We start from the raw sequence: 26524 nt of genomic DNA on the forward strand, positions 1-26524 counted from the left end.
GCCAGATGCTGGCCACGCTGTGGGGCCGCCCGCAGGCGACCTTCGCCAGCAAGCTTGAGATTGCCGACGGCAAAGCCACCGTGACCCGCGAGGTCGACGCCGGCCTGGAAACGCTGGAAGTCGATCTGCCGGCCGTGGTCACCACCGACCTGCGCCTGAACGAACCGCGCTTCATCAAGCTGCCGGACATCATGAAGGCCAAGGCCAAGCCGCTCGAAAGCCTGCAGCTGGCCGACCTGGGCGTGGAAGCCGCCGACACCTTCAACACCACCCACTATGCCGCGCCGTCCAAGCGCAGCAAGGGTGTGATGGTCAAGGACGCAGCCGAACTGGTTGCCGCACTCAAGCAGAAGGGGTTGCTGTAATGACCAAGATCCTCGTAGTTGCCGAACACCATGACGGCAAGCTCAACGCCGCCACCGCCAAGACCGTGAGCGCGGCCGCCGCCATCAGCGGCGCCAGCATCGACGTGCTGGTGCTGGCCGCCGACCCGGCCGCGGCCGCGGCCCAGGCCGCCCAGCTGGCCGGCGTGGCCAAGGTGCTGACCGTGGCCAACGCCGCCAATGCCCAGGCCCTGGCCCAGGTGCTGGCGCCGCAGATCGCACAGCTCGCCAAGGGCTACACCCATGTGTTCGGCCCGTCGACCACCTTCGGCAAGGACCTGATGCCGTGCGTGGCCGCCCTGCTCGGCGTGAACCAGGTCTCCGACCTGATGAGCGTGGAAGGCAGCCACAGCTTCAAGCGCCCGATCTACGCGGGCAACGCCATCATCACCGTGGACGTGCCGGCCGACCAGATCGTGGTCGCCACGGTGCGCGCCGCCTCCTGGCCGGAAGCGGCCCAGGGCGGCAACGCCCCGGTTGAAGCGGCCAGCGTGGACGCCGCCCTGCCGACCCACACCCGCTTCATCGGCCTGGCCGCCGGCGCCACCGACCGCCCGGACCTGCAGAGCGCCAAACGCGTGGTTTCCGGTGGCCGTGGCGTCGGTTCGGAGGAGAACTTCAAGGTGATCTTCCAGCTGGCCGACAAGCTGGGTGCGGCCGTGGGCGCCTCGCGCGCAGCGGTGGATGCCGGCTACGTGCCCAGCGACCTGCAGGTCGGCCAGACCGGCAAGATCATCGCCCCGGAGCTGTACGTGGCGGTGGGGATCAGCGGTGCCATCCAGCACCTGACCGGGATCAAGGACGCCGGCACCATCGTGGCGATCAACAAGGACCCGGACTCGCCGATCTTCGAGATTGCCGATATCGGGCTGGTGGGAGACCTGTTCACCCTGCTGCCGGAGCTGGAAGCGGCCCTTTGAGCCGTTCCTGAACCATCGGGCCGCGCCACGCCGTTGCGCGGCCCATTTTTTGCAGGGCCCAGGAAGGCCCTCCGCTCGAAAAAAGCGACACGTTCATCAGAATGGTGTCGCTATAATCGGCGGTCAACCCTGTAAGGACTGCATTGATGACGCTCCCCTGCTTCAAGGCATACGACATTCGCGGCCGCGTCCCGGAAGAACTGGACGTTGCCCTGGCCGAGCGCATTGGCGTCGGCACCGCGTCCCTGCTGGGAGCCGGCCCGGTCGTCCTGGGACGCGACATCCGCCTGAGCAGCCCCGAACTGCAGGCAGCGCTGGAGAAGGGCTTCACCGCCTCGGGCCGCGATGTGATCGATATCGGTCTGTGCGGCACCGAGGAAGTCTACTTCCAGACCTTCCACCGGCAGGCCGCCGGCGGCGTGATGGTGACCGCCAGCCATAATCCGATGGGATACAACGGCATGAAACTGGTCCGCGAACATGCGCGGCCGATCAGCGGCGATACCGGCCTGTTCGACGTGCGCGATTTCGCCGCTGGCGACGACGCGCTGCCCTCAGGCACCGGCACGGTGCGCAGCGATACCGATAAGACTGCCTACATCCAGCATCTGCTGGGGTACGTCGACGTTTCCCAGCTCAAGCCCCTGAAGATCGTGGTCAATGCCGGCAACGGTGGCGCCGGGCTGGTGATCGACGAGCTGGCGCCACACCTGCCGTTCGAGTTCATCCGTATCCAACATGAACCCGATGGCTCGTTCCCGAACGGCATTCCCAACCCGCTGCTACCGGAGAATCGCGCCGCCACCGCCGATGCGGTGCGCATGCACGGCGCCGACTTCGGCATCGCCTGGGACGGCGATTTCGACCGCTGCTTCTTCTTCGACAGCCAAGGCGAGTTCATCGAAGGCTATTACCTCGTCGGCCTGCTTGCCGTGGCACTTCTCAAGCACCAGCCGGGTGGCAAGATCATCCACGACCCGCGCCTGACCTGGAACACCGTGGAAATGGTGGAACAGGCCGGTGGCGTGCCGATCATGAGCAAGACCGGCCATGCGTTCATCAAGGAGCGCATGCGCGCCGAAGACGCGATTTATGGCGGCGAGATGAGCGCACACCACTATTTCCGCGACTTCGCCTACTGCGATTCCGGCATGATTCCGTGGCTGCTGATCGCCGAGCTGGTTTCGCAGACCGGCACCTCGCTGGGCGACCTGGTGGCCGACCGCATGCAGGCCTTCCCATGCAGCGGCGAGATCAACTTCCGCGTCGACGACGCGAAGGCCACGGTTGCCCGCGTCATGGCCCACTACGCGGACCAGTCGCCGGAACTCGACCATACCGACGGTGTCAGCGTTGAATTCGCCACCTGGCGGTTCAACCTGCGCAGCTCCAACACCGAACCGCTGCTCCGGCTGAACGTCGAAACGCGTGGCGACGCCGAACTGCTTCGCGCCCGTACCGAAGAGCTGACCGCCCTGATCGGCGGGCAGGCTCCCCAACACTGATTCAGGACGAACTTCATGTTGCCCATTCTTCCCGTCATTCTTTCCGGTGGTTCCGGTACCCGCCTCTGGCCGCTGTCGCGTGAGGCCTATCCCAAGCAGTTCCTGCCACTGGTGGGCGATGTCACGATGCTGCAGGCGACCTGGAACCGCGTCGCCGCCATCGCCGGCGCGCCGCCGATCGTAGTGGCCAACCAGGAACACCGCTTCATGGCGGCCGAGCAGCTGCGCGAGTGCAACGTCTCGCCGCAGGCCCTGATCCTGGAACCCATTGGCCGCAACACCGCGCCGGCCATCGCCATCGCGGCGCTGCAGGCGCTGGCTGCCGGTGACGATGCGCTGCTGCTGGTGCTGCCGTCCGACCACGTAGTGCGCAATGAAGCGGCGTTCCATGCCGCCGTGCAGCAGGCCGCGATCGCCGCCGAAGCCGGCAAGCTGGTCACCTTCGGTATCGTGCCGACCGCGCCGGAAACCGGCTACGGGTACATCAAGGCACAAGCAGGTGTGGGCGTGCGCGCGGTCGACCGCTTCGTGGAGAAGCCCGACCTGGCGACCGCCGAGCAATATGTCGCCTCCGGCGAGTACTTCTGGAACAGCGGTATGTTCCTGTTCAAGGCCTCGCGATACCTGCAGGAACTGGAAGCGTTGCAGCCGGCGATCCTGGCGGCCTGCCGCACCGCGCTGGACAAGGCGTCGCGCGACAGCGACTTCATCCGCCTGGACGCCGAGGCGTTCGCCGCCAGCCCGAACGATTCCATCGACTATGCGGTGATGGAAAAGACCGCCGATGCGGCTGTGGTCCCGCTCGATGCGGGCTGGAACGACGTGGGCTCGTGGTCTGCCCTGTGGGAAGTCTCGGACAAGGACGCCGACGGCAACGCCTGCCACGGCGATGTCATCGCCCTCGACTGCCGCAACAGCTACGCCTATGGCAACCGCCTGATTGCGATGGTGGGCCTGCAGGACGTGGTGGTGGTGGAGACCGACGATGCCGTGTTCGTTGGCCACAAGGACCGCGTCCAGGACGTCAAGGAGATCGTCGGCCAGATCAAGCGTGATGGCCGCAGCGAAGCCGCCGCCCACCGCAAGGTGTACCGTCCGTGGGGTGCCTACGACTCAATCGACAACGGCGCCCGCTTCCAGGTCAAGCGCATTACGGTCAAGCCGGGCGCGACGCTGAGCCTGCAGATGCACCACCACCGCGCCGAGCACTGGATCGTGGTCAGCGGTACCGCCGAGGTGACCCGTGGCGAGGAAGTGATCCTGCTGACCGAGAACCAGAGCACCTATATTCCCCTGGGCGTGACCCACAGGCTCAAGAATCCGGGCAAGCTGCCGCTGGAGCTGATTGAGGTGCAATCGGGCAGCTACCTGGGCGAGGATGACATCGTGCGTTTCGAAGACCAATACGGGCGCAGCTGAGTGACCGCGCCAGCACCACATTCCGCGCAAGCGTCCCCCCCCTCCGCCCAGGTTGCGATCTTTGGGCGCGGGTTGCTGGCCCGTTCCTTCGATGCCGGGCAAATAGCCGCGTTGGGCGCGACCGTGTTCGCTTCGGGGGTTTCCAACTCCCAGGAGTCCGATCCCGTCCAGTTCCAACGGGAGGCGGACATGCTGGCCGAAGCGTTGCAACGTTGCACCGGACGCTTCGTGTACTTCAGCACCTGCAGTGTGACCGACGAGGACCGGGCAACGACGCCGTATGCGGTGCACAAGCGGAGGATGGAAGCGTTGATCCAGGCGCGCGGTAACCACCTCATCCTGCGTCTGCCACAAGTGGTGGGAAATACGGATAATCCGCACACCCTGGTCAATCATCTGGTCGCGCACATCCGTGCTGCGCAGCCGCTGAGCATCTGGTCTCATGCCGTCCGGTGCCTGATCGATGTCGACCACATTGCGGCCATCACCCTGCGCCTGCTCGACAACGGACTTGAGCTGGATCGGACCCTCGACTTGGCGCCACCTGAGGCCGTGACCCTGCAGCAACTGCTGGTGTTGGTCGAAGAAACGCTGGGCCAGCGCGCCACCTACACGTTGGTGGACCGTGGCGGTGGCGCGACGCCGGACCCAACTACTTTCAGCAACTATGCATCCCGGGTGGGAATTGACATCTCGCCCGGTTACACCCGGCGCCTGCTGCATAAATACTATGGAGCCGACCATGATTGATCTGTCGGTCGTAATACCGGTCTATGGAAGCGCGCCCATTCTTCCCCGCCTTGCCGAGCGGCTGGAACAAGCCTTGAATCAGTTGGGGCGCAGCTACGAGGTGGTGCTCGTCTACGATTGCAGTCCCGATGACTCGTGGAAGGTTATCTCGGAACTCTGCGCGACCCGTCCTTGGCTGAAGGGTGTGCGCCTGCGGAAGAATGCGGGGCAGCACAATGCCATCATGGCGGGGCTGGGAGTTTGCGCCGGTCGCTACATCATCACGATGGATGACGACCTGCAGCACTCGCCCGATGACATCGCCCGCATTGTGGAAGTTCTCGATCAAGGAGCAGACGTCTGCTACGTGCAGTTCCAGCGTCGCCGTCACGCCCTGTGGAAACGAATGGGCAGCCGGTTCAATGATCAAGTCGCGTCCTGGCTGTTGCGCAAGCCGAAGGGGCTGTACCTTTCGCCGTTCCGCGGCTTCATCCGAGACATCCGCGATGAGATGCTGCGATACGAGGGTCCGTTCGTCTATCTCGACGGGCTGATCGTCCAGAGCACATCGAACATCGCCACGCTTCAAGCCGAGCACCATGATCGCGACGACGGCAGGTCCGGCTATAGCCTGTCCAAGTCGATTTCGCTTTGGATGCAGATGGCAACAAGCTTCTCCATCAAACCGCTGCGCGTAGCCTCGTTGATGGGCGTCGCGGCATCGGGACTTGGCTTCGTGGCGGCAGCAATACTCGTCGTTCAGAAGATTATCTGGCCACAGACCGCCGTAGGCTGGACATCGCTGATTGTTGCGGTGCTCATCATGGGAGGTATTCAGCTGCTCGCCCTGGGCGTGGTGGGCGAATACGTTGGCAGGGTGCTGTTGAATGTAAGCAATCGGCCCCAGTACGTGCGTGGCACGGTACTGAACGCTGCGCCACTCAGAGGGGATGAACCGTAGTGCTGGATCGAACTCTGGCAATCAAGTTCCTTCGCTTCTGCGTCGTGGGGGGACTGAGTACGCTTGCCTTCAGCCTGCTTACCTGGCTGTCGGTCAGTCAACTCAAGATGAATCCCACGTGGGCCACGGTGCTGTGCTACCTCGTGCTGGTGCCGCCCAACTTTTTCGCCCATCGAAATTTTACGTTCGTGTCCCAAGGGCATATCAGTCGGGAAGGCCTCCGATTCGTCGCATTGCACGCCTTTAACCTGACGCTGTCCACCGTTGGCATGAAGCTCATCACCGATTTCTTTCATCAGGACTACCGCTGGGGAATCGTGTTCTCGGCACTCGTCGTCCCTGTCGTAGTTTTCGTCGTAATGAACTTCTGGGTGTTCCGTCCCGGTCCGGACAGCGAAACCACCCGACCCTCGCGCTGAAGTCAACCACTCCCGGCAATTGCCGCCGGGGAACAAGGATTTACCGATGATATCTTCCGCTGACAGACGTGACACGATGAGGGCCGCAGGGCTGTTTGCCGCTGCGTCAACCATCGTTGTTTGCCTGCTCTGGCTCCCCTTTGGCTTCGGCATGGTCGGTCATATCGAGGAATGGGACATCCTCAGCCAGTTCACGCGGCACGGCGTGTTTTTCTTTGCGGGCGAGGACAGCCCCTTGGCCAGCCATCGACTGCGTCCCTTGACTGCGGCCCCCAATGCCGTCGCTTATCTGCTGACACCGGACTCGTTCATCGGCATGCATCTCCTGCAGATCGGTGCGCTGATCGGAAAGGGAGTAGCAGGCGCATTCATGGGGTACTGGCTTCTGCGTTCGCGACTCAGCGCTGTAATCCTGGGGCTGCTGGTGATCGTGTTCCCGGCAGACACGATGCAGCTGTCGTTCCGCTCCTTCCACATCAACTGGGCTGTCGCATTGGGAATGGCCGGTGTCGCGGGGCTGGTATATGCCTATGATCGCCGGGAATCCGGGCAACGCGGAGCACTGGCACTCGCGATACTGTCTTCGCTTTCCCTTGCCATCTCGATCCAGATTTATGAGGTGGCACTCATCTTCGTCCCGTTCCCTTACCTGCTGTTGTGGGCGCGGGAAGGACTGCGCCGGACGATTCGGGTCACGTTCGCGCAACTCCCGGTGACGCTGGCATGGGCGGTGGCCGTGATGGCATGCCTGATTTACATCTACACCGTCCTCAGGCACGGCGCCACCTATCAAAGCAATGTCCTCGGCGGCCAGGCAACCAATTTCGATGCACTGAAGGAACGCGTTGCGACATTCCTGTACATCGGCATGGGGAGGTCCATCTTCGCTGGCTGGTCCGATGCGATCATGATCCTGATCGAGGAGTACCGGACCTATCTTTATCTGTTCGCCTGCGCCGTGGTCATCGCACTTGTTCTTGCGGCGTCCTCCCGGGCTTCGCGCGTAGCGGGCGAGGCACAACCGGAATCGCCTTCCCGCGGGTTTGCGCTTCGCGTCATCCTGGTCGGCTTGGTCATGACGGGACTCGGCTATCTACCGTTCCTGTCATCGCCCGCGCACTTGGCGATCTCGCAGCGCATTTTCCTGTTCTCTACTTTCGGAGCCGCGCTTACTACCGTCGCGTTGCTTTGGCTGGTGTTCCATGGCAGGAGCAGCCGCTGGATCATCGCCACCGGAACGGGCTTGATTGCACTCGGCCTGAGTACGCAGATGTTCCAGTTTCATCATTACCAGCAGATCTCTGACGGCGAGCGCAAGGTTCTTGGTGAAATCGTCGAGACGCTTCCGTCCATCGCGCCGACAAGCAACGTCGTCATTCTCGACGGCAGCCAACGGATCAGCAGCTTCTGGCTGTTGCGCGACAATATGTTCCATGCGCTGACCTATATATACGGAACGCCCGTCAATTCGGTACAAACGTGCACTTCCCCGAGCAACGCGTGGCAGAAGATTGATCGCTTCGGCCGGCCTGGGCGCTGCGTGAAGATTCCCGGCGGCTGGGCATTCGTAGATGGCCCGGCAGCGAGCGCTCCGGGAGAAGAAGCGCGCGAACCCAAGCTTCGTATCGAGAGCAAGGACGAAGACACCGCGATCGTCCGGATCCCGGCAGAGACATCACCGGCGCACGACGTCGCGTATCTGCATGGTGACGACCCCTTGTCACGACGCTATCGAGGGATCATCGCGGATCGTGCTTGGGCGCTGGGGTTCAACCAGTTCAAGAGCAGCGCAACATCTGACAGCTTCAGATGGGACGTTGCACGTTGGTGGAATCTGGACGTACCCGTGCATGGGGTAGGCTGGCGCGATGGTGAATGGCAGACCAGCGGCAGGTTCATGAAGCGCTCATTCGCCTGGTCCAACCTGCCAGACGCCTCCCTTAGATTCGAGCTTGCTCCGCGAAACACGCCATACGAAGTCGAAGGCCGCATCGTCAGCATTGCTCCAGGCACTGATCGGAATACGCTGACCATCTCCATCAATGGCTCAGACAGAATTCCACTCACCTGGACCAGCGACAAGGACTTCCGCGCGTCAATCCCGGCCGGGCTGATGATCCATGGCTCGAACGAGGCGGTGATGCATATCCCCGTAGACGGGCATTTCTTCGGAATTGGTATGGCGGTTGATTGGATAAAGTTCTCGCCAAAACCATAACCTGCTTGTCACTCTCCTGGAGTCATCATGAAACCACGCACAGCATCACTAACCCGAATGGCCTGGTTTGTTGCCGGAGCAATTGCACTGTCCGCGTGTTCTTCAGGGAAGAATGAAGACGCTGCTGCCGGGGCGCAGCCAGCCTCGGCTGGCCAAGACCCAGTCAACGCCCCCCTGAAGGCTGAGTTGGTAAACATTGAAGTAAAGGTAGCCAAAGGTCCCAGCTACGATGCCGCGACGGATCAACTGCGCGTCACCGTTGCACTTACCAATAATGGTCCAGTTACTCTTCCTGTCACAGGGCGCAACCCTGTAACGATGGGTGTCGTGCAGAAGCTGGCCAGCGACAATGGCCTGCCCGACAAGCGCGGCGAAGAAACACGCGCCGCGTTCTCTGAAGACATCCCTCCCACGCAGACGGGCCTGGTAGAAGTCACTCTGCCGGCAGCCTTCGTAATCGGACACAAGGTTGAGTTCGACGCGCTCCAGGAAGGAGTTGCCTGGTTTGGGTTCACCTACGATCAGGACACCGCAGTGGTTGGCCCGTTCCAGCGCTGCGGCGGCGATTCTGGACTCTGCGGCAGCGACGGCACTCCGCTTCCGGCGCTATGACCTGGGTCGAGGGCGAGTGGGCGGCATTGACCCGCCGCCCACTTACCTGACGTCTCCAGCGAACTGCGCTCGAGGCCTCGTGAGTTTTGCCTCAGGATGACGGCGCTGCAAGCATCCACTCGAGCGTTGAACGCAGCGGTGGGCAGGACCAGTCGTTGACCAACTGCTTCAGTAGTGAGTTGTCACCTGACAGAGTTTTCACTTCATTAGCGCGGACGAATGCGGGATTCACCGATACCGTGAGAGTGTGTCCGGTGAGCTCGCTACAGAGTTCAATTACTTCACTCAAAGAGAAAGCGATGCCGGAACACACGTTCACCGTGCGGCCCACCGCTGCCTCCGACCCTAGTAGACCGCGATACGCGGCTGCCACTGCCCGAACATCACCGAAATCCCTGGCTACGTCCAGGTTACCAAGCTCGATGTTCGACGCCCGGCTGCGGAAGTGAGAGACGATCTTGGGAATGAGGAAATTATCAGCCTGGCCGCGCCCTGTATAGTTGAAGGGCCTGGCCAGCGTGATCGGAAGACGATCCTGCCAAAGCCGGACCACGTGCTCCATTCCCAGTTTACTGATCGCGTAATCGTTGGCGGGCGCGGGCGCGACAGACTCGTCCAGACGGCCTTCGGAAGAATTACCGTAAACATTCGCACTACTGGCGACAAGCAAGCGGCTGGGTACGAGGCCCGCGTCGTCGATCGCTTGAAGCAGGTTTCGCGTACCGACAAGGTTGACCTGGTAAAAATCCTCGGCCCGACCGTGCGCAACGAACGCCAGCGCCGCGAGGTGAACGATGACGTCAGGCCGAGTGGCTTCCAGCACGCGACGTAGACTGCCCAGATCACACAGATCCGCGCTCTGATAAAGGTCAGCAACGGCAAGACCAGCAGCCCATGGCGGAACCGGGTGCGCCGCACCCAAGCCAATGACCTCACAGCCCTGCCGCTTGAGCTCGTCCGTCACGTAGCGTCCGGTGAAACCGGACGCTCCCGTGACCAGTACGCGCTTTCCGTTCAGATCAGAAGGAAGCACCACGCTCATTCCTCCGCAGATCCGCATTGACCATCATCTGGCACAGCTCCTCCAGCGTGGTCTGCGGCCGCCAACCCAACACACGCTCAGCCTTCTCTGGATTGCCAATGAGCAGGTCAACCTCCGCCGGGCGGTGGAACTTCGAGTTGATCTTCATGACAGTCTTGCCAGTAACGGTATCGACCGCAATTTCGTCCTGGTCGCTTCCACGGAATTCGACATCAATTCCAGCACCCTTGAACGCCATGTTCACGAAGTCGCGAACGGTTTCGGTGCGATTGGTTGCAAGCACAAATGTGTCCGGCTCATCCGCCTGCAGCATCCGCCACATACCTTCCACGTACTCCTTGGCAAAGCCCCAGTCGCGCTTGGCGTCGAGGTTGCCCAGTTCCAGGCAGTCGAGCATGCCAAGCTTGATCTTGGCCACCGAGTCGGTGATCTTGCGGGTCACGAACTCTCGGCCACGCAGCGGACTCTCGTGGTTGAACAGAATGCCGCTGGAGCCGAAGATGTCGTAGCTCTCGCGGTAGTTCACCGTCATCCAGTGCGCATACAGCTTGGCTACGCCGTAGGGGCTTCGCGGATAGAAAGGTGTGCTTTCGATCTGCGGGACCGCCTGTACCTTGCCGAACATTTCGGAGGTGGAGGCCTGGTAGAAACGGATGTCCCTGTTCACGACGCGAATCGCTTCGAGAAGATGCACCGGACCGATGCCGGTGATATGCGCAGTAGTCGTCGGCTGATCGAAGGATACGCCAACAAAACTCTGGGCTGCCAAGTTGTAGACCTCGGTAGCCTGCGTGCTCTCGAGCATGCGGATGCTCGAGCCCAGGTCCGTCAGGTCGTACTCGATCAGGTGCAGGTTGGGATGCGCAGCAATTCCCAACTCTTCGATCCGCCAGAAATTGACGGAGCTGGTGCGGCGGTACGTGCCATACACACGGTAGCCCTTCTCAAGAAGAAGTTCAGCCAGGTATGCACCATCTTGACCGGAAATCCCGGTGATCAACGCAGTCTTCATTAAAGCATTCTCTATGGTTACGAATTGGATCCGATCTCGGGGCTTGGATGCCCCGGTCCTTGTCAACTAATCATTGCGCCGCAGCTGTTGCCAGCGGCTTGCCGTCCTTGCCACAGATCGTCTGCCTGCCCTGATCTTCACAGGCCGTCAGTACACCGTAATCAAGTGCAGGCACGTTGAGATCGCTGTACCACGCGACCCCTTCTTGTACCATTCCGAAGCGCAGCCCCTTGCCTATGACGTCCTTGGATGGAACTTCTGCCACGACATCTGCTGACCCGCCGACCGGAATACCATCGAGGGGCAACGATGCGCGCACGAAATCACGCGTCACCATCGCACCGGAAGCATCGATCACGGACACACCCAGGTTGACCGGAAGCGTACCCCGCGAATTGACCGCCACCTTGCCACTGTTGGTGATCGAGACTACGGCGCGGATCACCTGACCATCCTGAGCCAGGGTAGGCTCGGTCTGAAGATGATATTGCGCTCCTGCCTGTTCGGGAGTCAGAGCCGCGGTCATTCCCGGCGTAGTTGCCTGCGGCGTCGGCGCAGGAGGCGCCGCCGCATCAGAGTTGGCTTGGTTGGGCGATTCGGAGCAGCCGGAAACCGTGAGGACGGCAGCCATCGCTACCACGAGAAAGGACAGTTGAACTTTGGAAATCTTGTTCATGCGTGGGAACCTGAATTGGATGAGTGCGACTTTCAAGGCTGGGCAGACTGTACATGTATTTGGAGACGGGCCGGAATGAACCCCCGCCCTTTGAACCAGCAGACCGATTCTTGAACCAGGTCGATCTCCAAGCAATAGTTGCCAGGTTCAGCGGGAGCCTGCACCGTCATGACGTGTACGCCAGAGGAATCCCCATCAACCGGCTCATCGATCCAGGTGCGAGGCTGTTCAATCGGCGGGAGCGTCATATCCGCGGTGGACCAGTAGTGCCCAAGGTAGATACCAAAGGGCCTGATGGCATTACCAATGGGACTGAACCACTGCAAGTCACTTTCGTTGGTGAGTTCCACCTGCACAGTCAACACGCTTGCAGGCGGTACAGCGGTGTCACCATGCGACACGACCGCGGCCTTCCCGCGGAAGGCTCCCTCGGGAAGCGGTTCGCTGTATGGATAAGGACCCACCGTTTCACCAACGATACGTGCATGGGAGTCCAGCTTCTGGTCTCCCAGTGCGGCCACCGCAGTACTCAACCAGCGGTCGGGGCGCATGGTCGCACGCACATCGATCCGTTGCAGCTCACTCGACAGCGGTGAATCGATATCAACCTTCAGGCTGCCGATTGCACCTGCGATATGGTCACGGAATCCGGATAGCACACTGTTGTTGCGCAGTAGTCCAGCGTACTTCTCGCTGGCAGCCACAGGATCGAAGGACGGTGCACGGGCCTGGTCGGCACACTCTTCCGCCCATTGCGCAAAGGCACCGGGATCTTTAGCAAGGCTACTGAGTATGCGAGCCAGCTCCGCAGGACATCCGTCGGTCGGAGCAATCTTCCGAACGCAATCGGGAAGTTCGGCGTACCAACCGTGATTGGACACAATGGTTGGCAGGCCAGCCTGCAAGGCCTTGGAAACGACCGCCGATGCCTCACCCATGGTGGGTTGGCGCAGTGCAATCATCAGGTCTGCACGCCCCATTACGTCCCGGAAGGTTTCGTCGCTGACGTGGCCGTGGTTCACCAGCGTGACGTGCCCAAGCGCGGCGATGGTATCCAGTTGACGTTGCGCTTCGGGCACCACTTCGCCGGCAACCTCAAGCGTGACGCAATGGTCAAGATCTGAATCGATTTCGGACAACGCCTGGACGATCCAGTCGAAGCGGCGATTGATCTGCCCGCCACCAAGTATCGCGATGGTTTCGAGTCGCTTGCGGGACCTGTAGGGCACTGCCACGGGGTACAGCTGGGGTATCACGGTGATGGGTAGCCAAGGAAATGCCTCGGCGATTCGTCCCGCCGAGTACTCGGAGTGAACCACGACTTCCGTCGCGAGCTTGGTGGCCACCTGGTGCATGGGAAAATCCAGGACTTCGTCCAGGTCCCAGATCGGGGTGCCGCGTCGCAGTGCCAGCGATGCTCGCTTGACCTCCGAACTTGAATGCCATTTCTCCAGCATCGCCGGGTAGTCGCCTCCGACGAGGCGATGCTCACCATGGAGCACCCCTGCCGCCATATGGTGCAGGACAAGGTCATGCAGGTGGACAATACCTGGAACCTGAGCCATGAGCGGAAGCATCCATCCATGGTAGCCAGGATGGTTCCCCACCTGGTACACCACAACATCCATTGCTTCCAGCTCGCCGACGACCGTACTCATACCGCGGTGCTCGACGTCGCTAGACGCATATGTACTTACAGTGAGGCCGGCCCCTCGCAGCAGGTCGACAAGCCCGGCGGAATACTCCGCAATGCCCGAACGCTCCGGCGGCAGGGGACCGACCATTGCGATGCGAAACGCCGTTCTCACAGTCTATTCTCCACCAATTGGCTGATCACGCGCTCCCAAGTGATGGTTGTACTAAGGCGGTAGCCGGCTTCGGCAAGGGCGCGCAGCTCCGCTGCGTCCATCCGATAGCAGTCTCTCAGGCTTCCGGCGATTGCGTCTGGCGTCGGAGTGCTCACCCACCCACTACCCGTGGACTCAACGATGCGCCCCACTTCGCCACTGTCATCTACAGTTATCACCGGCTTGTGCGCTGCGAAACTCTCCAACGTCGCAAAGCCATAATCTTCGTCTACTGGAGAATAGAAGACCGCTCTGCAATCGGCGATGAGGTCAAGCAGCTCCTCGTCCTCGACGAATCCCGCCAGCTTTACCCTGTCCTCCAAACCCAACTCGCGGACAAGCGGTGCCAGGGAACGAGCATAGTCACCAGCTCCGGTTCCGACAATGACCACTTTGGCATGCGGCACGCGCTGTGCGGCGCGGATCAGCAGATCAGGCCGCTTCATGGATTCCAGACGACCAATGCAAAGTATGTAGTCCCCATACTGGCCCGACCGAATGAAGGGTGCGAGCTTGGATGGCGGATAAAGCACTTCAGATGACAGGCCGGAGAAGCGCTCCAATCTATCGGTCACAGTCTGCGAAATGGTAAACCGAGGCTCCATTTCCGCCAGCAGCTCCCGATCTGATGCCCGAAGCGCATCGCGCACCGCACGCTCGCGCGTGCTGAGGGTAGGCTGGTCGAAGGTGGTGCCTTGAAGGTCGTAAAGCACCCGGTGCTGGTGCACCAGCCAAAGGACCTTGTTGGCATGATTTGCCGCGTAAGTGGGATATTTGGTGCATATGCACAGATCCACTTTCTGACCGTTGCTCTCGTTGAGGTCCAGCAGACGCCACGCGAGCATCGAAGACAGAATTTCGGTCTCCGGGTACCACTTGTAGGGAATCTGCACCAGTTCTGCTACGACCTGGCGCTCCTTCCCCCATAGGTTGATCTGCCGGACCAGCTCCTCATTGAGGAGTTCCGCGCCACCCCGCACAAATGGAACCTGCGCACCAAGAACTACCACTCTCTTCACGGCCAAAACCTCTTCAAGGATGTCCTTACCACTACGAATGTCTTTCCATAAGTCATTGCTTCGACTTTCGGATCCGGCTACCGAGCTGGTCAAGCGCTGCCAGCCTCTTTTCAACCACTGCATCGGCAGCACTAGGCTGCGCTCCATCCTGAACCGGCTCGATCTCACGCGGTCCTGAACCGCGGAACAGCCGTCGAATCCTTCCGCCCGGCTTCATGAAGCGTGCGGTGAACCATCGCACCGGGGCAGTCAAGCGCCAGGACCGGCTCTGGTAGACGTCGGCCAGCTGGCTCTCCAGCGTCGCAACAATCGACTCCAGTTCGCGAACGCGGGCGAGTGAGGTACCCATCGTCTGCGCTCCCTGTGAAAGTTCCGCCTTGAGCTGCTTTATCGTGCTGCGGTCATTCACGCTCGCCTGATCGAGTTTATCGATGCGCTGGGTCTGCTGCGAGAGCTTGAGCTGCAGTACGGCGCGCTCGTCAGTCAACCGATCAACATCGCCAGCAAGCTTTTCTGCCAAGTCCTGAGCCTCTCGCCGCCTCTCAAGCTCCTCTTCCAGATCCTTGATCTGCGTCGCAGAGGCCGCGCCCGCAGCGGACAGTTCTGCAATGCGGACCGCGTTGGCGACACCAAGCGCCTCCAACTCTGCCGCCCTGATCGCCCGGACCTCGAGATCCTTGGCCCACTCCACCAGCTGCGCGCTCTTTCCCTCAAGGTCCATCACATGACTATCGGCAGACTCCTTGTCGATCTTTAGCTTGGCCAGGTCTTCCTGGGCTTGCGTGGCAGCCTCACGGAGCCGCTCAAGCGCGGCTCCGCGCGCGGCAAGCTCAACGCGATCATGCTCCGTTTGCGCATACAGTGCCGAAAGGCGCGTGTTGTAGCTGATAAGGGCAGCCTGGAGATGCTGATAGATAGCCGTCCAATCAGGTGCGGGCGTAGCGATATCTTCCGCCCGTGCGAGATAGTTGCTCAGGTCTGCAAAGGTCCAGCGCGCCTGCTCCTGGCTGAACAACGCGATGAACGCGTTGCGGTAGCGAGGAGGCAGGGTTGCGAAACTCAGCGCGGGCTCTCGCTCTGGGTTCGAGGGCACGATGCGTCGTTCGATTATCTCGCGCGTAGTGATGAGGAACGACAGCAAGAGGTCGCCCAACCACGAGCAATCGGACGCGTTTGCGGAGATGGCACCATAGTCGATCAGGGTCGCGTGACCATCCGGCGATATGAGCACGTTCCAGCAACGGACGTCGTTATGGTAAAGCCCTTCCCGCTCGAGCAGCACCAGCTGGTTCAGCAGTTCGGAGATCACCTGGTCAGCGTCATACGTCGAGCGATCGTCGATCAACTCGGAGAGCAGCCGCCCTTCCATCCTTTCCCGTACCAGGTACAGATCCGAAGCATCATTCAACGCAAGAAGCAGACGCGGAGCCGGGTACGAGGCGGGTGGATTGCGCAGGAACTCCGACTCATTCTGGAATTCTTGAAGATTGATCTCGGCGCGCCCCCCCATGCCCAGCGTCATCTTCTTCACAAATGCTTTTTCGCCAAAGTAATAGCGACGGCTCTGCTGGTGTGTCCCGCGACCATGGGCATGCGACTCGCCCGACCACGAAGTGAACTCACCCACCGCGTCGCCTGCATACCAGAAGCGGCTACTGGCATAAATGAGGGGTCGCGAGACTGTCGACAAATGAGTCGCCTGTCGCGACAACAAGCGGGTGAAGGCAAAGCTGGCCAGCAGCTCGGCAGGGTCCTGCGGCAAGGATGGCGCCCAGTGCAGCGGCTCCTCGCGTAGCGCCAGCTCGAATATCCCTGCACCGATGGATTCCGAGAGCTTCCGGCACAGCTCGGCGACCGCCACGATGCCACGCGCGTGCACAAGGTGATGGAAGACGCTGAGGCCCAGGACCAGGTCGAACTCGCCTGGCTGGAGCCGTTCAATTACCTCCTCGACCGTACCGTGCTCAAAGGTGGCACTGAAAGCAGGGTGTTCCTGGGCGAGCGCTTCGCAAACGTGCACGTTCAGGTCGAGGAAATCCACCCCATGCACAGAGTGCCCATCAGCAGCCAGGCTGAGGGAGAAGAACCCTTGCGCGCAACCAAGATCGAGCACCCGCAATGGGCGCCCTACTTCATCCTGGAGGCGGCGCGCGCATTCGCGAATGAGCGCGAATCTGTCCTGGCAGTCCCGTGAGCTGCCATCGGACAACTCCGGGTGGGCGAAGATTGGCTGGTACTTCTCCGGCAGGGCAGCAACCAATGCGCCCACGCTCCACGACTCGCTCATGACACTTTGCTCTTTGAGTTTGAATTGGATTCCAGGCGCATCATGGCGATGCTCCTACAATCTCAAAATCGGCCTTAAGGTCCATCATCCCCCAAAATTGCATGCCTCTGGCGACATCCAACATAATGGAATCGTAACGCCTGTCCAGCGGCGTCAATTCAGCCAGTGGATCGCCACTGGAAACGCCCAATGAAACCAGGTAATTGGCTTCGTTGAGATCGAGAGGCATGGTGAACTTGCAGACAATCACCTCGCCCGCCTTCACGGCAATGCCCGCCCGCCCCTCGCTGGCGAGGAAGGAATTGGTGCCATACAGGAACAGCCCCTCAAGCGTTTTGACGAGGAACCCAGGCACAACGCTGTCGAAATCCTGATCGAAGGCGATCTTGACGTAGAAAGCTGTCCTGGCGCCGCTGTCGAGGCGCGCAGGGAAGTCCAACCCCTCGCTTGCGACCAGGTAATCGACGATCCGCGCCCCACCCTGCCCCCAGCGGTGCTCGCCGGCATTGTAATACGGGCGCGTATGGAAAACGTCTGCGCTGCCGGCCTCCATTCCAACGGACGCCGCATCGGGAGTCTCCTGCAGCGAGGCGGACTTTTTGCCAAACAGCTCGTCCAGGTACAGGTTGGAAATCTCCTGAGCCGAGCCGTCGGCGAAGACCCCGCCGTCCTTGATGAAAATGACCCGGTCGCAGTGCTTGACGATGTCCCCGATCGCATGACTGACCAGGATCAAGGTGGTCCCGAGTGCGGTGAATTCCTGCACGCGCTTGTAGCACTTGGCCTGAAAATAGGCATCGCCCACCGACAGTGCTTCGTCGACGATGAGGACGTCAGGCCGGAAGGCGGTGGCGACCGCAAAGGCAACCCGGACCTGCATGCCACTCGAGTAAGTCCGCACGGGCTCGTCGAAGTATTCGCCGACTTCGGCGAACGCCTCGATCGCCGGCATGACCGACTCGATCTCATGCTGCGAGTAACCAAGCAGGCCCGCAGAATGATAGGCGTTCTGGCGGCCGGTCAGTTCAACATTGAAGCCCATGCCCAGTTCGAGAATGGCCGCGATGCGACCGCCGCGGGTGATGCGCCCCTCGGTGGGCTGGGTTGTCCCAGTGATCATCTTGAGCAGGGTGCTCTTGCCGGCACCATTGCGGCCCACGATACCTACCGATTCGCCGGGCGCGATGGTGAACGACACGTCACGCAGCACCCAGTGCTCTTCCTTGGGCCGCACCGGCAGGCCAAACCAGCTGGCCACGCGGAGCCACTCACTGCCCCACACGCGGTACGACTTGCCAACGTTCTCGATCCGCATTGCGCTGCTCATAGGGCGTCCACCATTTCCTGACTGGCACGGCGGAACACCACCAGCGACATGATGGCCAATACCACGGTGGCGATCATCAGCGGCAGCAGGGAGATCCAGTCGGGCGCCCTCTCATAGAGCAGCACGTCGTGGTAGGCCGTTACCAGGGGGAACAAGGGATTGAGCTTGAACACATCACGCACGTCAGCCGGCAGGATCTCCACGTTGTAGACGATCGGGGTCAACCAGAACATGGCCTGCAGGACTACTGGCACGATCTGCCCGATATCGCGCATGAACACGTTGAACACCCCCAACAGCAGTCCCAGCGACATCGACAACCCCAGCGTGAGCAGCATCAGGGCGGGCAACCAGATCACCGACTCACCGGGGAGATGGCCCAGCACCGCGAACACCAGGAAGATCGCAACGAGGAGCAGGATGTTGTTGATCGCCATCGAACCGGCGGCAATGAAGGGCAGGCAGATGCGCGGGAACGCCACCTTTTTCATCAGGTTGCCGTTTTCGATGAACAGGTTGACGCTACGCGAAACGGATTCGGCAAACAGCGTCCAGCACAGGGTGCCGGACATGAGGTACAGCGCGTAGCCGTACTTGTTATCGATGCCGGGAAGCTTTGCAGACAGGACTTCGGACAGGATCGTGGCGAAGATGAGCACCTGCATCAATGGATGGATAATCATCCACAGCACGCCCAACTTGCTCTGCGCGAAGCGTGTCTTGAAGTCGTTGCGGATGGCCGACAGGATGAAGCCCCTGTATGCCCATACCGCCTTTAGAATATCCATGGTTTACTGCCCCTCCGGGCGACTGTCAGGTGCGTCTGGGGCGCCATTGAGGCCCGCAAGTTGGCGAACCAGGGCGTCTGCAGCACTCGCCGGTGCCAACTTGCGACGCACGTCCTGCTGCGCCTTCAATCCAATGCGCCGCGCGAGCCCAGGTGAGTCGGCCAGCTCCCTCATGGCAGTAGCCGCAGCTTCGATATCTGCTTCCGCCCACAGGGCCCCCGCAGCGTCCAGGTACTCGCCCTGCTGGACCGGCACCAGCGAGTAATCGACCAGGAACGAGTTTGTTTCGTCCATGTATTCCAGGTTTCCAGACCATCGCGTTGCTATCACCGGCTTGCCGAGCTCCATGCACTCGGCGAGGCCCAGGCCAAAACCTTCGGCACGATGCAGTGAGACATACGCGTCACAGCAGCGCTGCAAGGCACGCACGTGCGCCCGGTCGATCACCTCATCACGGATGACGATGCGTGAGTCACCGTGGGCCGCAGCGATGAGGTTACGTACAGCTTCGTCGTGCCGATGGCCGTTGCTTGACTTGATTACCAGCCTCACATCGTTGCGCTCGACAGGGAATGCAGCACGGAATGCAGCGATCGTCGCCAGCGGGTTCTTTCTCGCGGGCGACGAGTTGAAGTCGAACGACGTCAGGAAAGTGAAGCACTCTTCGTCGAGCCCGAAGTCCGATCGCTGCAGCCCGCTGTCGGGTACGTCTGACAATGGAATCGGCACCCGGATGATGGGCTTGTCGGTCACGCTGCGGAAAGCGCCCTCGATGAAGGTGGACGCGACCATGATCGCATCGACCTCGGCAAGCGCGCCCAGCCAGGAAGCAGGGATGCTCTCAAGCTCCCAGAACCAGCAGCCGATGATGTACTTGCCCGCCAGCCGATCCCGGCCGATCTTATCGAGAGCTGGCCCCAGCCAATCTGGATTGATGAAGATGATGCTGGTCTGGTGGAGCGCCTCTTCGCGAATGAAAGCATCCAGACTGTGATCGCTCCATCCGTGGGGCAAGCCAAGGTCAACATCATGCAGCGCAACGTCGCAGCCTGCAGAAAGCAGCGCTCGCGAGTACAGGCGGACGCTCTCACCCAAGCCGAACTGTCCGCGAATGAAGCCGTAAACATCCAGTCCCGGACCACCAGAGCTTTCAACCACAGTATTACCGAGGCGATCACTCAGCACCGGGATCGGACGCGACCAGGTCGCGGTCCGGGGAAATCGCAGTCGCGCCCGGGACCGTGCTTTCAACAGGTCCGCAATTCGCACGCGCAGTGATTCCGGGGCCATGCGATATACAGGTCGCAGCCAAGCCTGGCGACGCACCCAGGTCAGGAGGTTCAGCGCAGCAGCGCCAGGCGCCGCTGCGCGAGCGGCTTTGTCTGAGCGCTCAACGCTCACCACAATCAGCCCAGATCCTTGAGCGAAAGCTCCAGATCCACCTGGAGATCCCCCAGCTCTTCGACCCCCACGCTCAACCGCACCAGCGCATCGCTGATGCCCAGCTGCTCACGGCGTTCCACCGGAATGGACGCATGGGTCATCACCGCCGGGTGATTCACCAGGCTCTCCACCCCACCCAGCGACTCGGCCAGGGTGAACAGCTCCGTCTTCTCGCAGAACCGCTTTGCTGCCTCGAACCCGCCCTTCAGCACGATCGAGACGATGCCGCCGTAGCCGTTCATCTGGCGCGTGGCCAGCTCATGCTGCGGGTGGCTCTGCAGGCCGGGGTAGATCACCTTCTCGACAGCCGGGTGCTTTTCCAGCCACTGGGCCAGGGCCAGCGCGTTGGCGCAGTGGGCCTTCATGCGCAGCGGCAGGGTCTTCAGGCCACGCAGGGCCAGGAAACTGTCGAACGGCCCCTGTACGCCGCCAATGGAGTTCTGCAGGAAGGCCATCTGTTCGGCCAGTTCGGCGTTGTCGCCGACCACGACCATGCCGCCGACCATGTCCGAGTGGCCATTGAGGTATTTGGTGGCCGAGTGCAGCACCAGGTCCGCACCCAGCTCCAGCGGACGCTGCAGCATCGGCGAGGCAAACGTGTTGTCCACCACCACGATCAGGCCATGGCGCTTGGCGATGGTGGCGACCGCGGCAATGTCCACGATCTTCAGCATCGGGTTGGTCGGGGTTTCGATCCAGACCATCTTCGTCTGCGAGGTGATCGCCGCCTCGAACGCCGCCAGGTCGGTCAGGTCGACGAAGCCGAACTGCAGGCCGGCGGTGCGCTTGCGCACGCGTTCGAACAGACGGAAGGTGCCGCCATAGATGTCGTCCATCGCCACCACATGGCTGCCGGCGTCCAGCAGCTCCATCACGGTGGAGGTGGCGGCCATGCCGGAGGCGAACGCGTAACCGCGCGTGCCGCCTTCCAGCGAGGCCACGCAGCGCTCGTAGGCGAAGCGGGTCGGGTTATGGGTACGCGAATACTCAAAGCCCTGGTGCTCGCCCGGGCTGGACTGGGCGTAGGTGGAGGTCGCGTAGATCGGCGGCATCACCGCGCCGGTGCTCGGGTCGGGCGACTGCCCGCCGTGGATGGCCAGGGTGGCCAGAGCAAGCGAGCGGGTGCTGTGCCCGGTAGATGCAGGGTCGGACATTGAAGTTCCCAAGGATAGGAAGCCCCAATGGGGCTCCCACTAAAAGGAGCGAAAGTCTATCAGCGCCAGCTTAATCGATCGTTGACTGCGATAAACGCGCATTGTGTTCGGATCATCGGCTATCAGGCCGTCATTGCACCCGACGGCGCAGGTAGTTCAGCAGGTCGATCCGGGTAATCAGGCCGAGGAAGGCGCCTCCATCCATGATGATGGCCACCTGCCCCCGGTCGAACACCGGCAGCAGCGCCTCGATCGGCGACTTCACGTCCAGCCGGTCCAGCTTGCTGACCATGGCGGTGGCGACCTTGTCGCGGAAGCGCGATTCATCGCCATACACATGGAGCAGCACGTCGCTTTCGTCGACGATGCCGACCAGCTGGTCGCCGTCCATCACCGGCAGCTGGGAAACGTCGTACAGCTTCATGCGCTGGTAAGCGGTGGTCAGCAGGTCGTTCGGGCCGATCACCACAGTGTCGCGCTGGCCGTACGGGCGCAGGATCAGGTCGCGCAGGTCGCCGGTCTGCGGGCGCTCCAGGAAGCCGTTGTCCAGCATCCAGTAGTCGTTGTACATCTTCGACAGGTACTTGTTACCGGTGTCGGGCACCAGCACCAGCACCTTCTTCGGGGTGGTCTGCTCTTTGCAGTACTTCAGCGCGGCCGCCAGCAGGGTGCCGGTGGACGAACCGCCGAGCACGCCTTCCTTGCCCAGCAGCTCGCGCGCGGTGTGGAAGCTTTCGGCGTCGGTGATGGCGTAGGCCTTGGTGACCCGGGTGAAATCGGCGATCGAGGGCAGGAAGTCCTCGCCGATGCCTTCGACCAGCCAGCTGCCGGACTTGTCGTTCAGATTGCCGTCGTTGATGTACTCGGCCAGGATCGAACCCACCGGGTCGGCCAGGACCAGCTCGATCTTCGGCGAAAGCTTGGCGAAGGCGCGCGACAGGCCGGTCATGGTGCCGGAGCTGCCGCAACCGAACACGATGGCATCCAGGTCGCCATCCATCTGCTCGAGGATCTCCGGGCCGGTGCCGAACTCGTGCGCGGCCGGGTTGTCCGGGTTGCCGAACTGGTTGATGAAGTACGCGCCGGGGGTTTCCTCGGCCACGCGCTGGGCCATGTCCTGGTAGTACTCGGGGTGGCCCTTGGCCACGTCCGAACGGGTCAGGCGCACTTCGGCGCCCATGGCCTTGAGGTTGAAGATCTTCTCGCGGCTCATCTTGTCCGGCACCACCAGGATGAGCTTGTAGCCCTTCTGCTGGGCGACCAGGGCCAGGCCGAGGCCGGTGTTGCCGGCGGTGCCTTCCACCAGTGTCGCGCCCGGCTTGAGATCGCCGCGCTTTTCAGCCGCTTCGATCATGGACAGGCCGATGCGGTCCTTGATGGATCCTCCGGGATTGGCGCTTTCGAGCTTCAGGTACAGCTCGCAGACACCGGTATCCAGGCGCTGGGCCTTGACGATCGGGGTCTTGCCAATGAGTTCGAGCACGGAGGAGTGGATTGCCATCGGGTCACATCGATTCGCGCCGCAGGGCGGCCGGACCCCCGATTATCCGATAGAAGGTAAAGACACGCCATGCGTGTTTGTTCACCCCAAAAGAGCGACGCGGACGGTGCCCGTCGACGAGGAGACGGACACCGCCCGCGGCGGTTGGGTGTCAGCGCCCGGCCGGGCCGGCGCGCATACGGCTTAGTTCAGGGGGGAGGAGTACAGCCGTTCCAGCTTCTGCTTGGCGAGCAGCTTCTCACGCTTCATCTGTCCCAGGGTGGAACTGTCTATCGGAAGTACGCCCAACTCGGCATCCATACACTTTTTGTTCAACTTCTGGTGCCGTTCGTAAAGCGCCTTGAATTCCGGGTCCCGCTGGCGGCGGGCGTCGATTTCACTCTGGGGCTGACCTTCAAACATGATGAACCTCCTATAGCGTCTACAGCACAAACAAGAACGCCCCGGCCGGTAAGGCACGGGGCGTATCTTCGGGCGGAGCACCGGCGTCAACCGCGACCGCAGGCGAACCCATGCGCCCAGCCCGGCCATTCCGGACTGCAGACTGCTCTGGTTCGTGCCCTCGGTACATCGGCCCGGCCCTCCAATCGTCCGGGTCGCGGAAGGCTACCCGGACAATCGACCCTACGCTTGCCGAAGGGTGGGTTCAAGGGTTTCGTTTGAAATCGCTGGCGGTGCCCAGTCGGGGTTCAGGCTGAACACGCGGAACAACGAAAAAGTAACGAAAACAAGGGGTTGAAACCGTCAGGGGGCGATGATGACCTCAGCCGAACGGGCCTTGGTCGCCGCCGCCTTCTTGCCCGCCACCTGGAAGCGGCTGGCGCTGACGCCTGCCCCGACCAGCGCGTCGCGCAGTGCCTCGGCACGCTGCTGCCCTACCCCGGCCGCGGCGTCATAGGCTTCGATCCTTACCCGGCCCTTCTTGCCGATGTTGAGGTATTCGGCCAGTGCCTTGGCCTGGCCCTTGGCGCCGCCGGACAGCGTGCCCTTGCCGCTGGCGAAGGCGTCGCCCGGGAAGGTGAAGACCTCGCCCCGGTTGTCGAACTTCGAGCCCGGCAGCTTGTTGCCCGAGACCAGCTCGGCTTCCTCGCGGGCCAGCTTGGCGGCGTTCTGCTGGGCGGCGCTGAGGCGCTGCTGCTGCTTGCCGGCCACGCTGGTCAGGGCGTTCTCGGCGTCCTGGCGGGCCAGGGTCTCGGCCTCGGCGGCCTGGCGCAGGCGCTCGGCCTCTTCGGCCTGCATCTGCGCCTGCATGCGCAGCTGCTCGGCTTCCTGGCGGGCGCGGGCGGCGTCGCGGCGGCTGGCCTCGATCAGCAGGTCACTGCGGGTGCGATCGAGGCGATCGACCTCACGCGCGGCCAGTGCGGTACGCACGGCGGTCTCGGCAATCTCCACCCGGCGCTCGGCCAGGTAGGTGGCCAGCTCCTGGTCGCGGCGCTTGGCCTTGTCCAGGGTGGCGATGGCCTGCTGGGCCTGCATGCGCTCAAAGGCGCCCAGCTCAGCGGTGTCGGGATTGGCCTGGATGGCCATCAGGCGCTGGCTCAGCTGCGCCACCATCGGGTTCTCGGCGGCCATGGCCAGGGTCGGCAGCGCCAGCAGCGCAGCCAGGGTTGCGGCAGTCATCGGCTTCACCGGCGATCCTCCCCGGTCGACAGCTGGCGTTGCAGCTGGTTGACCTCGTTGCGGCGCAGCTGCAGCTGCGCGGTGACGGTGGCTTCCTCGCTGCGGACGCGGGCCAGGTCGGCATCGGCGGCGGCGCGCAGGGCGATCGCCGGGGCATTCTTGCGCTCGCGGCGGTCGCCGGCAGCACGCTGGGCCTGCTCCAGCCCCTGCCGGGCCAGCCCGATCAGGTCCGGGGCGTACTGGTCGGCGTCGGCCTGGGTGGCCTTGTCGACCGCCTGCCGGGCCTGGGCCAGTTCCAGTGCGCCGTCCTGCGCCCAGGCGGGGGCAGACAGTGCGAATGCAAACGCCATCACATACAGGCCATGGCGCATTCGTGCGAAGCTAAGTCGTTTCATTGGGGAGGCCGTACCGGTTGTCGGTTCACGGCCATTGTCGTCAAGCCGACACCGTGCTGGCAACGGGCGTCGGCCGTTTCGTTGGGGAAAATTCGCAATGGATATCGGCTACTTCCTGAAGCTGATGACCGAAAAGAACGCTTCGGACATGTTCCTGACCACCGGAGCACCGGTCTACATCAAGATCGAGGGGAAGCTTTATCCGCTGGGCAACACCGGCCTGCCGCCGGGCATGGTCAAGAAGATCGCCTACTCGCTGATGGACGAAGGCCAGGTGCCGCAGTTCGAGCGCGAGCTGGAGCTCAACATGGCCATCGCCCTGCCCGATGCCGGGCGCTTCCGCGTCAATGTGTTCAAGCAGCGGGGCGAGGTCGGCATGGTCATCCGTGCCATCCGCAGCCGCATCCCGAGCATCGAGGAGCTGAACCTGCCGCAGGTGCTGAAGGACGTCATCATGACCCCGCGCGGGCTGGTGCTGGTGGTGGGGTCCACCGGTTCCGGCAAGTCCACCTCGCTGGCGTCGATGATCGACCACCGCAACAGCACCACCACCGGTCACATCCTCACCATCGAGGACCCGATCGAGTACCTGCACAAGCACAAGATGTCGATCGTCAACCAGCGCGAGGTCGGGCTGGACACCCATGCCTTCCACAACGCGCTGAAGAACGCCATGCGTGAAGCGCCGGACGTGATCCTGATCGGCGAGATCCTGGACGCGGAAACGATGGAGGCCGCCATCGCTTTCGCCGAGACCGGCCACCTGTGCCTGGCCACCCTGCACTCCAACAACGCCGACCAGACCATCGAGCGCATCCTCAACTTCTTCCCGGAAAGCGCGCACAAGAACGTGCTGATGAACCTCGCGCTGAACCTGCGTGCGGTGATCAGCCAGCGCCTGGTGAAGAACAAGGAAGGCCGTCGCCTGCCGGCCACCGAGGTGCTGATCAACACGCCGATGATCCGCGACCTGCTGCGCCGCGGCCAGGTGCACGAGATCAAGGCGGCAATGGAAGCCTCGCTGGAAGAAGGCATGGAGAGCTTCGACCAGTGCCTGTTCCGGATGGCCAAGAACGGCATCATCGAGCAGGAAGAAGCGCTGCGCGCGGCAGATTCGCGCGATGGACTGGCGTTGAAGTTCCGCCTGTCAGAAGGTGGCGCCGAGCACGACCCGTACGCGGATTATTCGGCGGCGACGCCGGCGGCGATAACGCACGGGTTCTGATCTGGGGTACCCACCGTTGGTG

Annotated in this window: 23 protein-coding genes and 1 pseudogene; 10 read left to right on the forward strand and 14 right to left on the reverse strand. The window is 62.1% G+C overall.

Going from position 1 to position 26524, the window contains the following annotated elements:
- The 9 genes and pseudogenes from RYM47_RS09250 to RYM47_RS09290 form a co-directional block, all read left to right on the forward strand.
- Positions 1–365: pseudogene (locus RYM47_RS09250) on the forward strand (EtfB protein); the annotation flags it as partial.
- Complete coding sequence (locus RYM47_RS09255) at positions 365–1303, forward strand: electron transfer flavoprotein subunit alpha/FixB family protein (RefSeq protein ID WP_315387396.1); 939 nt, start codon at positions 365–367, stop codon at positions 1301–1303. The pseudogene RYM47_RS09250 and the gene RYM47_RS09255, both read left to right, overlap by 1 nt.
- Before the next feature lie 146 nt (positions 1304–1449).
- Complete coding sequence (locus tag RYM47_RS09260) at positions 1450–2808, forward strand: phosphomannomutase (RefSeq protein ID WP_315387398.1); 1359 nt, start codon at positions 1450–1452, stop codon at positions 2806–2808.
- A gap of 15 nt (positions 2809–2823) precedes the next feature.
- A complete protein-coding gene (locus RYM47_RS09265; protein WP_315387400.1) occupies positions 2824–4227 on the forward strand; it encodes a mannose-1-phosphate guanylyltransferase/mannose-6-phosphate isomerase in 1404 nt (467 codons plus the stop codon).
- A 189-nt stretch (positions 4228–4416) separates the two neighbouring features.
- The gene (locus RYM47_RS09270; RefSeq protein ID WP_343229864.1) at positions 4417–4977 is read left to right on the forward strand and encodes an NAD-dependent epimerase/dehydratase family protein; all 561 of its coding nucleotides are present in this window, start codon (positions 4417–4419) and stop codon (positions 4975–4977) included.
- Positions 4970–5917: a glycosyltransferase gene (locus tag RYM47_RS09275; RefSeq protein ID WP_315387401.1), complete on the forward strand. Its 948-nt coding sequence runs from the start codon at positions 4970–4972 to the stop codon at positions 5915–5917. The genes RYM47_RS09270 and RYM47_RS09275 overlap by 8 nt, the downstream gene beginning before the upstream one ends.
- Entirely contained in the window at positions 5917–6336 is a 420-nt protein-coding gene (locus RYM47_RS09280) for a GtrA family protein (RefSeq protein ID WP_315387402.1), read from the forward strand. The genes RYM47_RS09275 and RYM47_RS09280 overlap by 1 nt, the downstream gene beginning before the upstream one ends.
- Positions 6337–6382: 46 nt before the next feature.
- A complete protein-coding gene (locus RYM47_RS09285; protein ID WP_315387403.1) occupies positions 6383–8554 on the forward strand; it encodes a hypothetical protein in 2172 nt (723 codons plus the stop codon).
- Between the two features lie 27 nt (positions 8555–8581).
- Entirely contained in the window at positions 8582–9166 is a 585-nt protein-coding gene (locus tag RYM47_RS09290; RefSeq protein WP_315387404.1) for a hypothetical protein, read from the forward strand.
- Positions 9167–9257: 91 nt separating this feature from the next.
- On the opposite strand, the gene RYM47_RS09295 is transcribed toward RYM47_RS09290, so the two are convergent.
- The 14 genes from RYM47_RS09295 to RYM47_RS09360 form a co-directional block, all read right to left on the reverse strand.
- Entirely contained in the window at positions 9258–10208 is a 951-nt protein-coding gene (locus tag RYM47_RS09295) for a GDP-mannose 4,6-dehydratase (RefSeq protein ID WP_315387405.1), read from the reverse strand.
- Positions 10186–11220, reverse strand: coding sequence for a GDP-mannose 4,6-dehydratase (gene gmd / locus RYM47_RS09300; protein ID WP_315387406.1), 1035 nt, complete (start codon positions 11218–11220; stop codon positions 10186–10188). The genes RYM47_RS09295 and gmd overlap by 23 nt, the downstream gene beginning before the upstream one ends.
- 70 nt (positions 11221–11290) lie before the next feature.
- Positions 11291–11896: a glycosyltransferase gene (locus RYM47_RS09305; RefSeq protein WP_315387407.1), complete on the reverse strand. Its 606-nt coding sequence runs from the start codon at positions 11894–11896 to the stop codon at positions 11291–11293.
- Between the two features lie 32 nt (positions 11897–11928).
- Positions 11929–13554: a glycosyltransferase gene (locus RYM47_RS09310; RefSeq protein WP_315387409.1), complete on the reverse strand. Its 1626-nt coding sequence runs from the start codon at positions 13552–13554 to the stop codon at positions 11929–11931.
- A 146-nt stretch (positions 13555–13700) separates the two neighbouring features.
- Complete coding sequence (locus RYM47_RS09315; protein ID WP_315387651.1) at positions 13701–14762, reverse strand: glycosyltransferase; 1062 nt, start codon at positions 14760–14762, stop codon at positions 13701–13703.
- Between the two features lie 52 nt (positions 14763–14814).
- Positions 14815–17049, reverse strand: coding sequence for a methyltransferase domain-containing protein (locus tag RYM47_RS09320; RefSeq protein WP_315387411.1), 2235 nt, complete (start codon positions 17047–17049; stop codon positions 14815–14817).
- 40 nt (positions 17050–17089) lie between these two features.
- On the reverse strand, positions 17090–18376 hold the full coding sequence (locus RYM47_RS09325) for an ABC transporter ATP-binding protein (protein ID WP_315387413.1): 1287 nt from the start codon (positions 18374–18376) through the stop codon (positions 17090–17092).
- Positions 18373–19164, reverse strand: coding sequence for an ABC transporter permease (locus RYM47_RS09330; RefSeq protein WP_315387415.1), 792 nt, complete (start codon positions 19162–19164; stop codon positions 18373–18375). Before RYM47_RS09330 ends, RYM47_RS09325 begins: the two co-directional genes overlap by 4 nt.
- A gap of 3 nt (positions 19165–19167) precedes the next feature.
- The gene (locus RYM47_RS09335; protein ID WP_315387417.1) at positions 19168–20565 is read right to left on the reverse strand and encodes a glycosyltransferase family 4 protein; all 1398 of its coding nucleotides are present in this window, start codon (positions 20563–20565) and stop codon (positions 19168–19170) included.
- A gap of 5 nt (positions 20566–20570) precedes the next feature.
- Complete coding sequence (locus RYM47_RS09340) at positions 20571–21761, reverse strand: cystathionine gamma-synthase (protein ID WP_315387419.1); 1191 nt, start codon at positions 21759–21761, stop codon at positions 20571–20573.
- Positions 21762–21891: 130 nt separating this feature from the next.
- A complete protein-coding gene (locus tag RYM47_RS09345; protein WP_315387421.1) occupies positions 21892–23262 on the reverse strand; it encodes a pyridoxal-phosphate dependent enzyme in 1371 nt (456 codons plus the stop codon).
- 183 nt (positions 23263–23445) lie between these two features.
- Positions 23446–23664, reverse strand: a complete 219-nt coding sequence (locus RYM47_RS09350; RefSeq protein WP_315387422.1) for a YdcH family protein — start codon at positions 23662–23664, stop codon at positions 23446–23448.
- Positions 23665–24006: 342 nt separating this feature from the next.
- Positions 24007–24891 (reverse strand): hypothetical protein, encoded by an 885-nt coding sequence (locus RYM47_RS09355; RefSeq protein ID WP_315387424.1) that lies wholly within the window; start codon positions 24889–24891, stop codon positions 24007–24009.
- A complete protein-coding gene (locus RYM47_RS09360; protein ID WP_010480631.1) occupies positions 24888–25253 on the reverse strand; it encodes a DUF4398 domain-containing protein in 366 nt (121 codons plus the stop codon). Before RYM47_RS09360 ends, RYM47_RS09355 begins: the two co-directional genes overlap by 4 nt.
- 121 nt (positions 25254–25374) lie before the next feature.
- On the opposite strand from RYM47_RS09360, the gene RYM47_RS09365 reads away from it, so the two are divergent.
- On the forward strand, positions 25375–26502 hold the full coding sequence (locus tag RYM47_RS09365; protein ID WP_315387425.1) for a PilT/PilU family type 4a pilus ATPase: 1128 nt from the start codon (positions 25375–25377) through the stop codon (positions 26500–26502).
- The last annotated feature ends 22 nt before the right edge of the window (positions 26503–26524 follow it).

Source organism: uncultured Stenotrophomonas sp. (assembly GCF_963519125.1).
Classification (GTDB): Bacteria; Pseudomonadota; Gammaproteobacteria; order Xanthomonadales; family Xanthomonadaceae; genus Stenotrophomonas.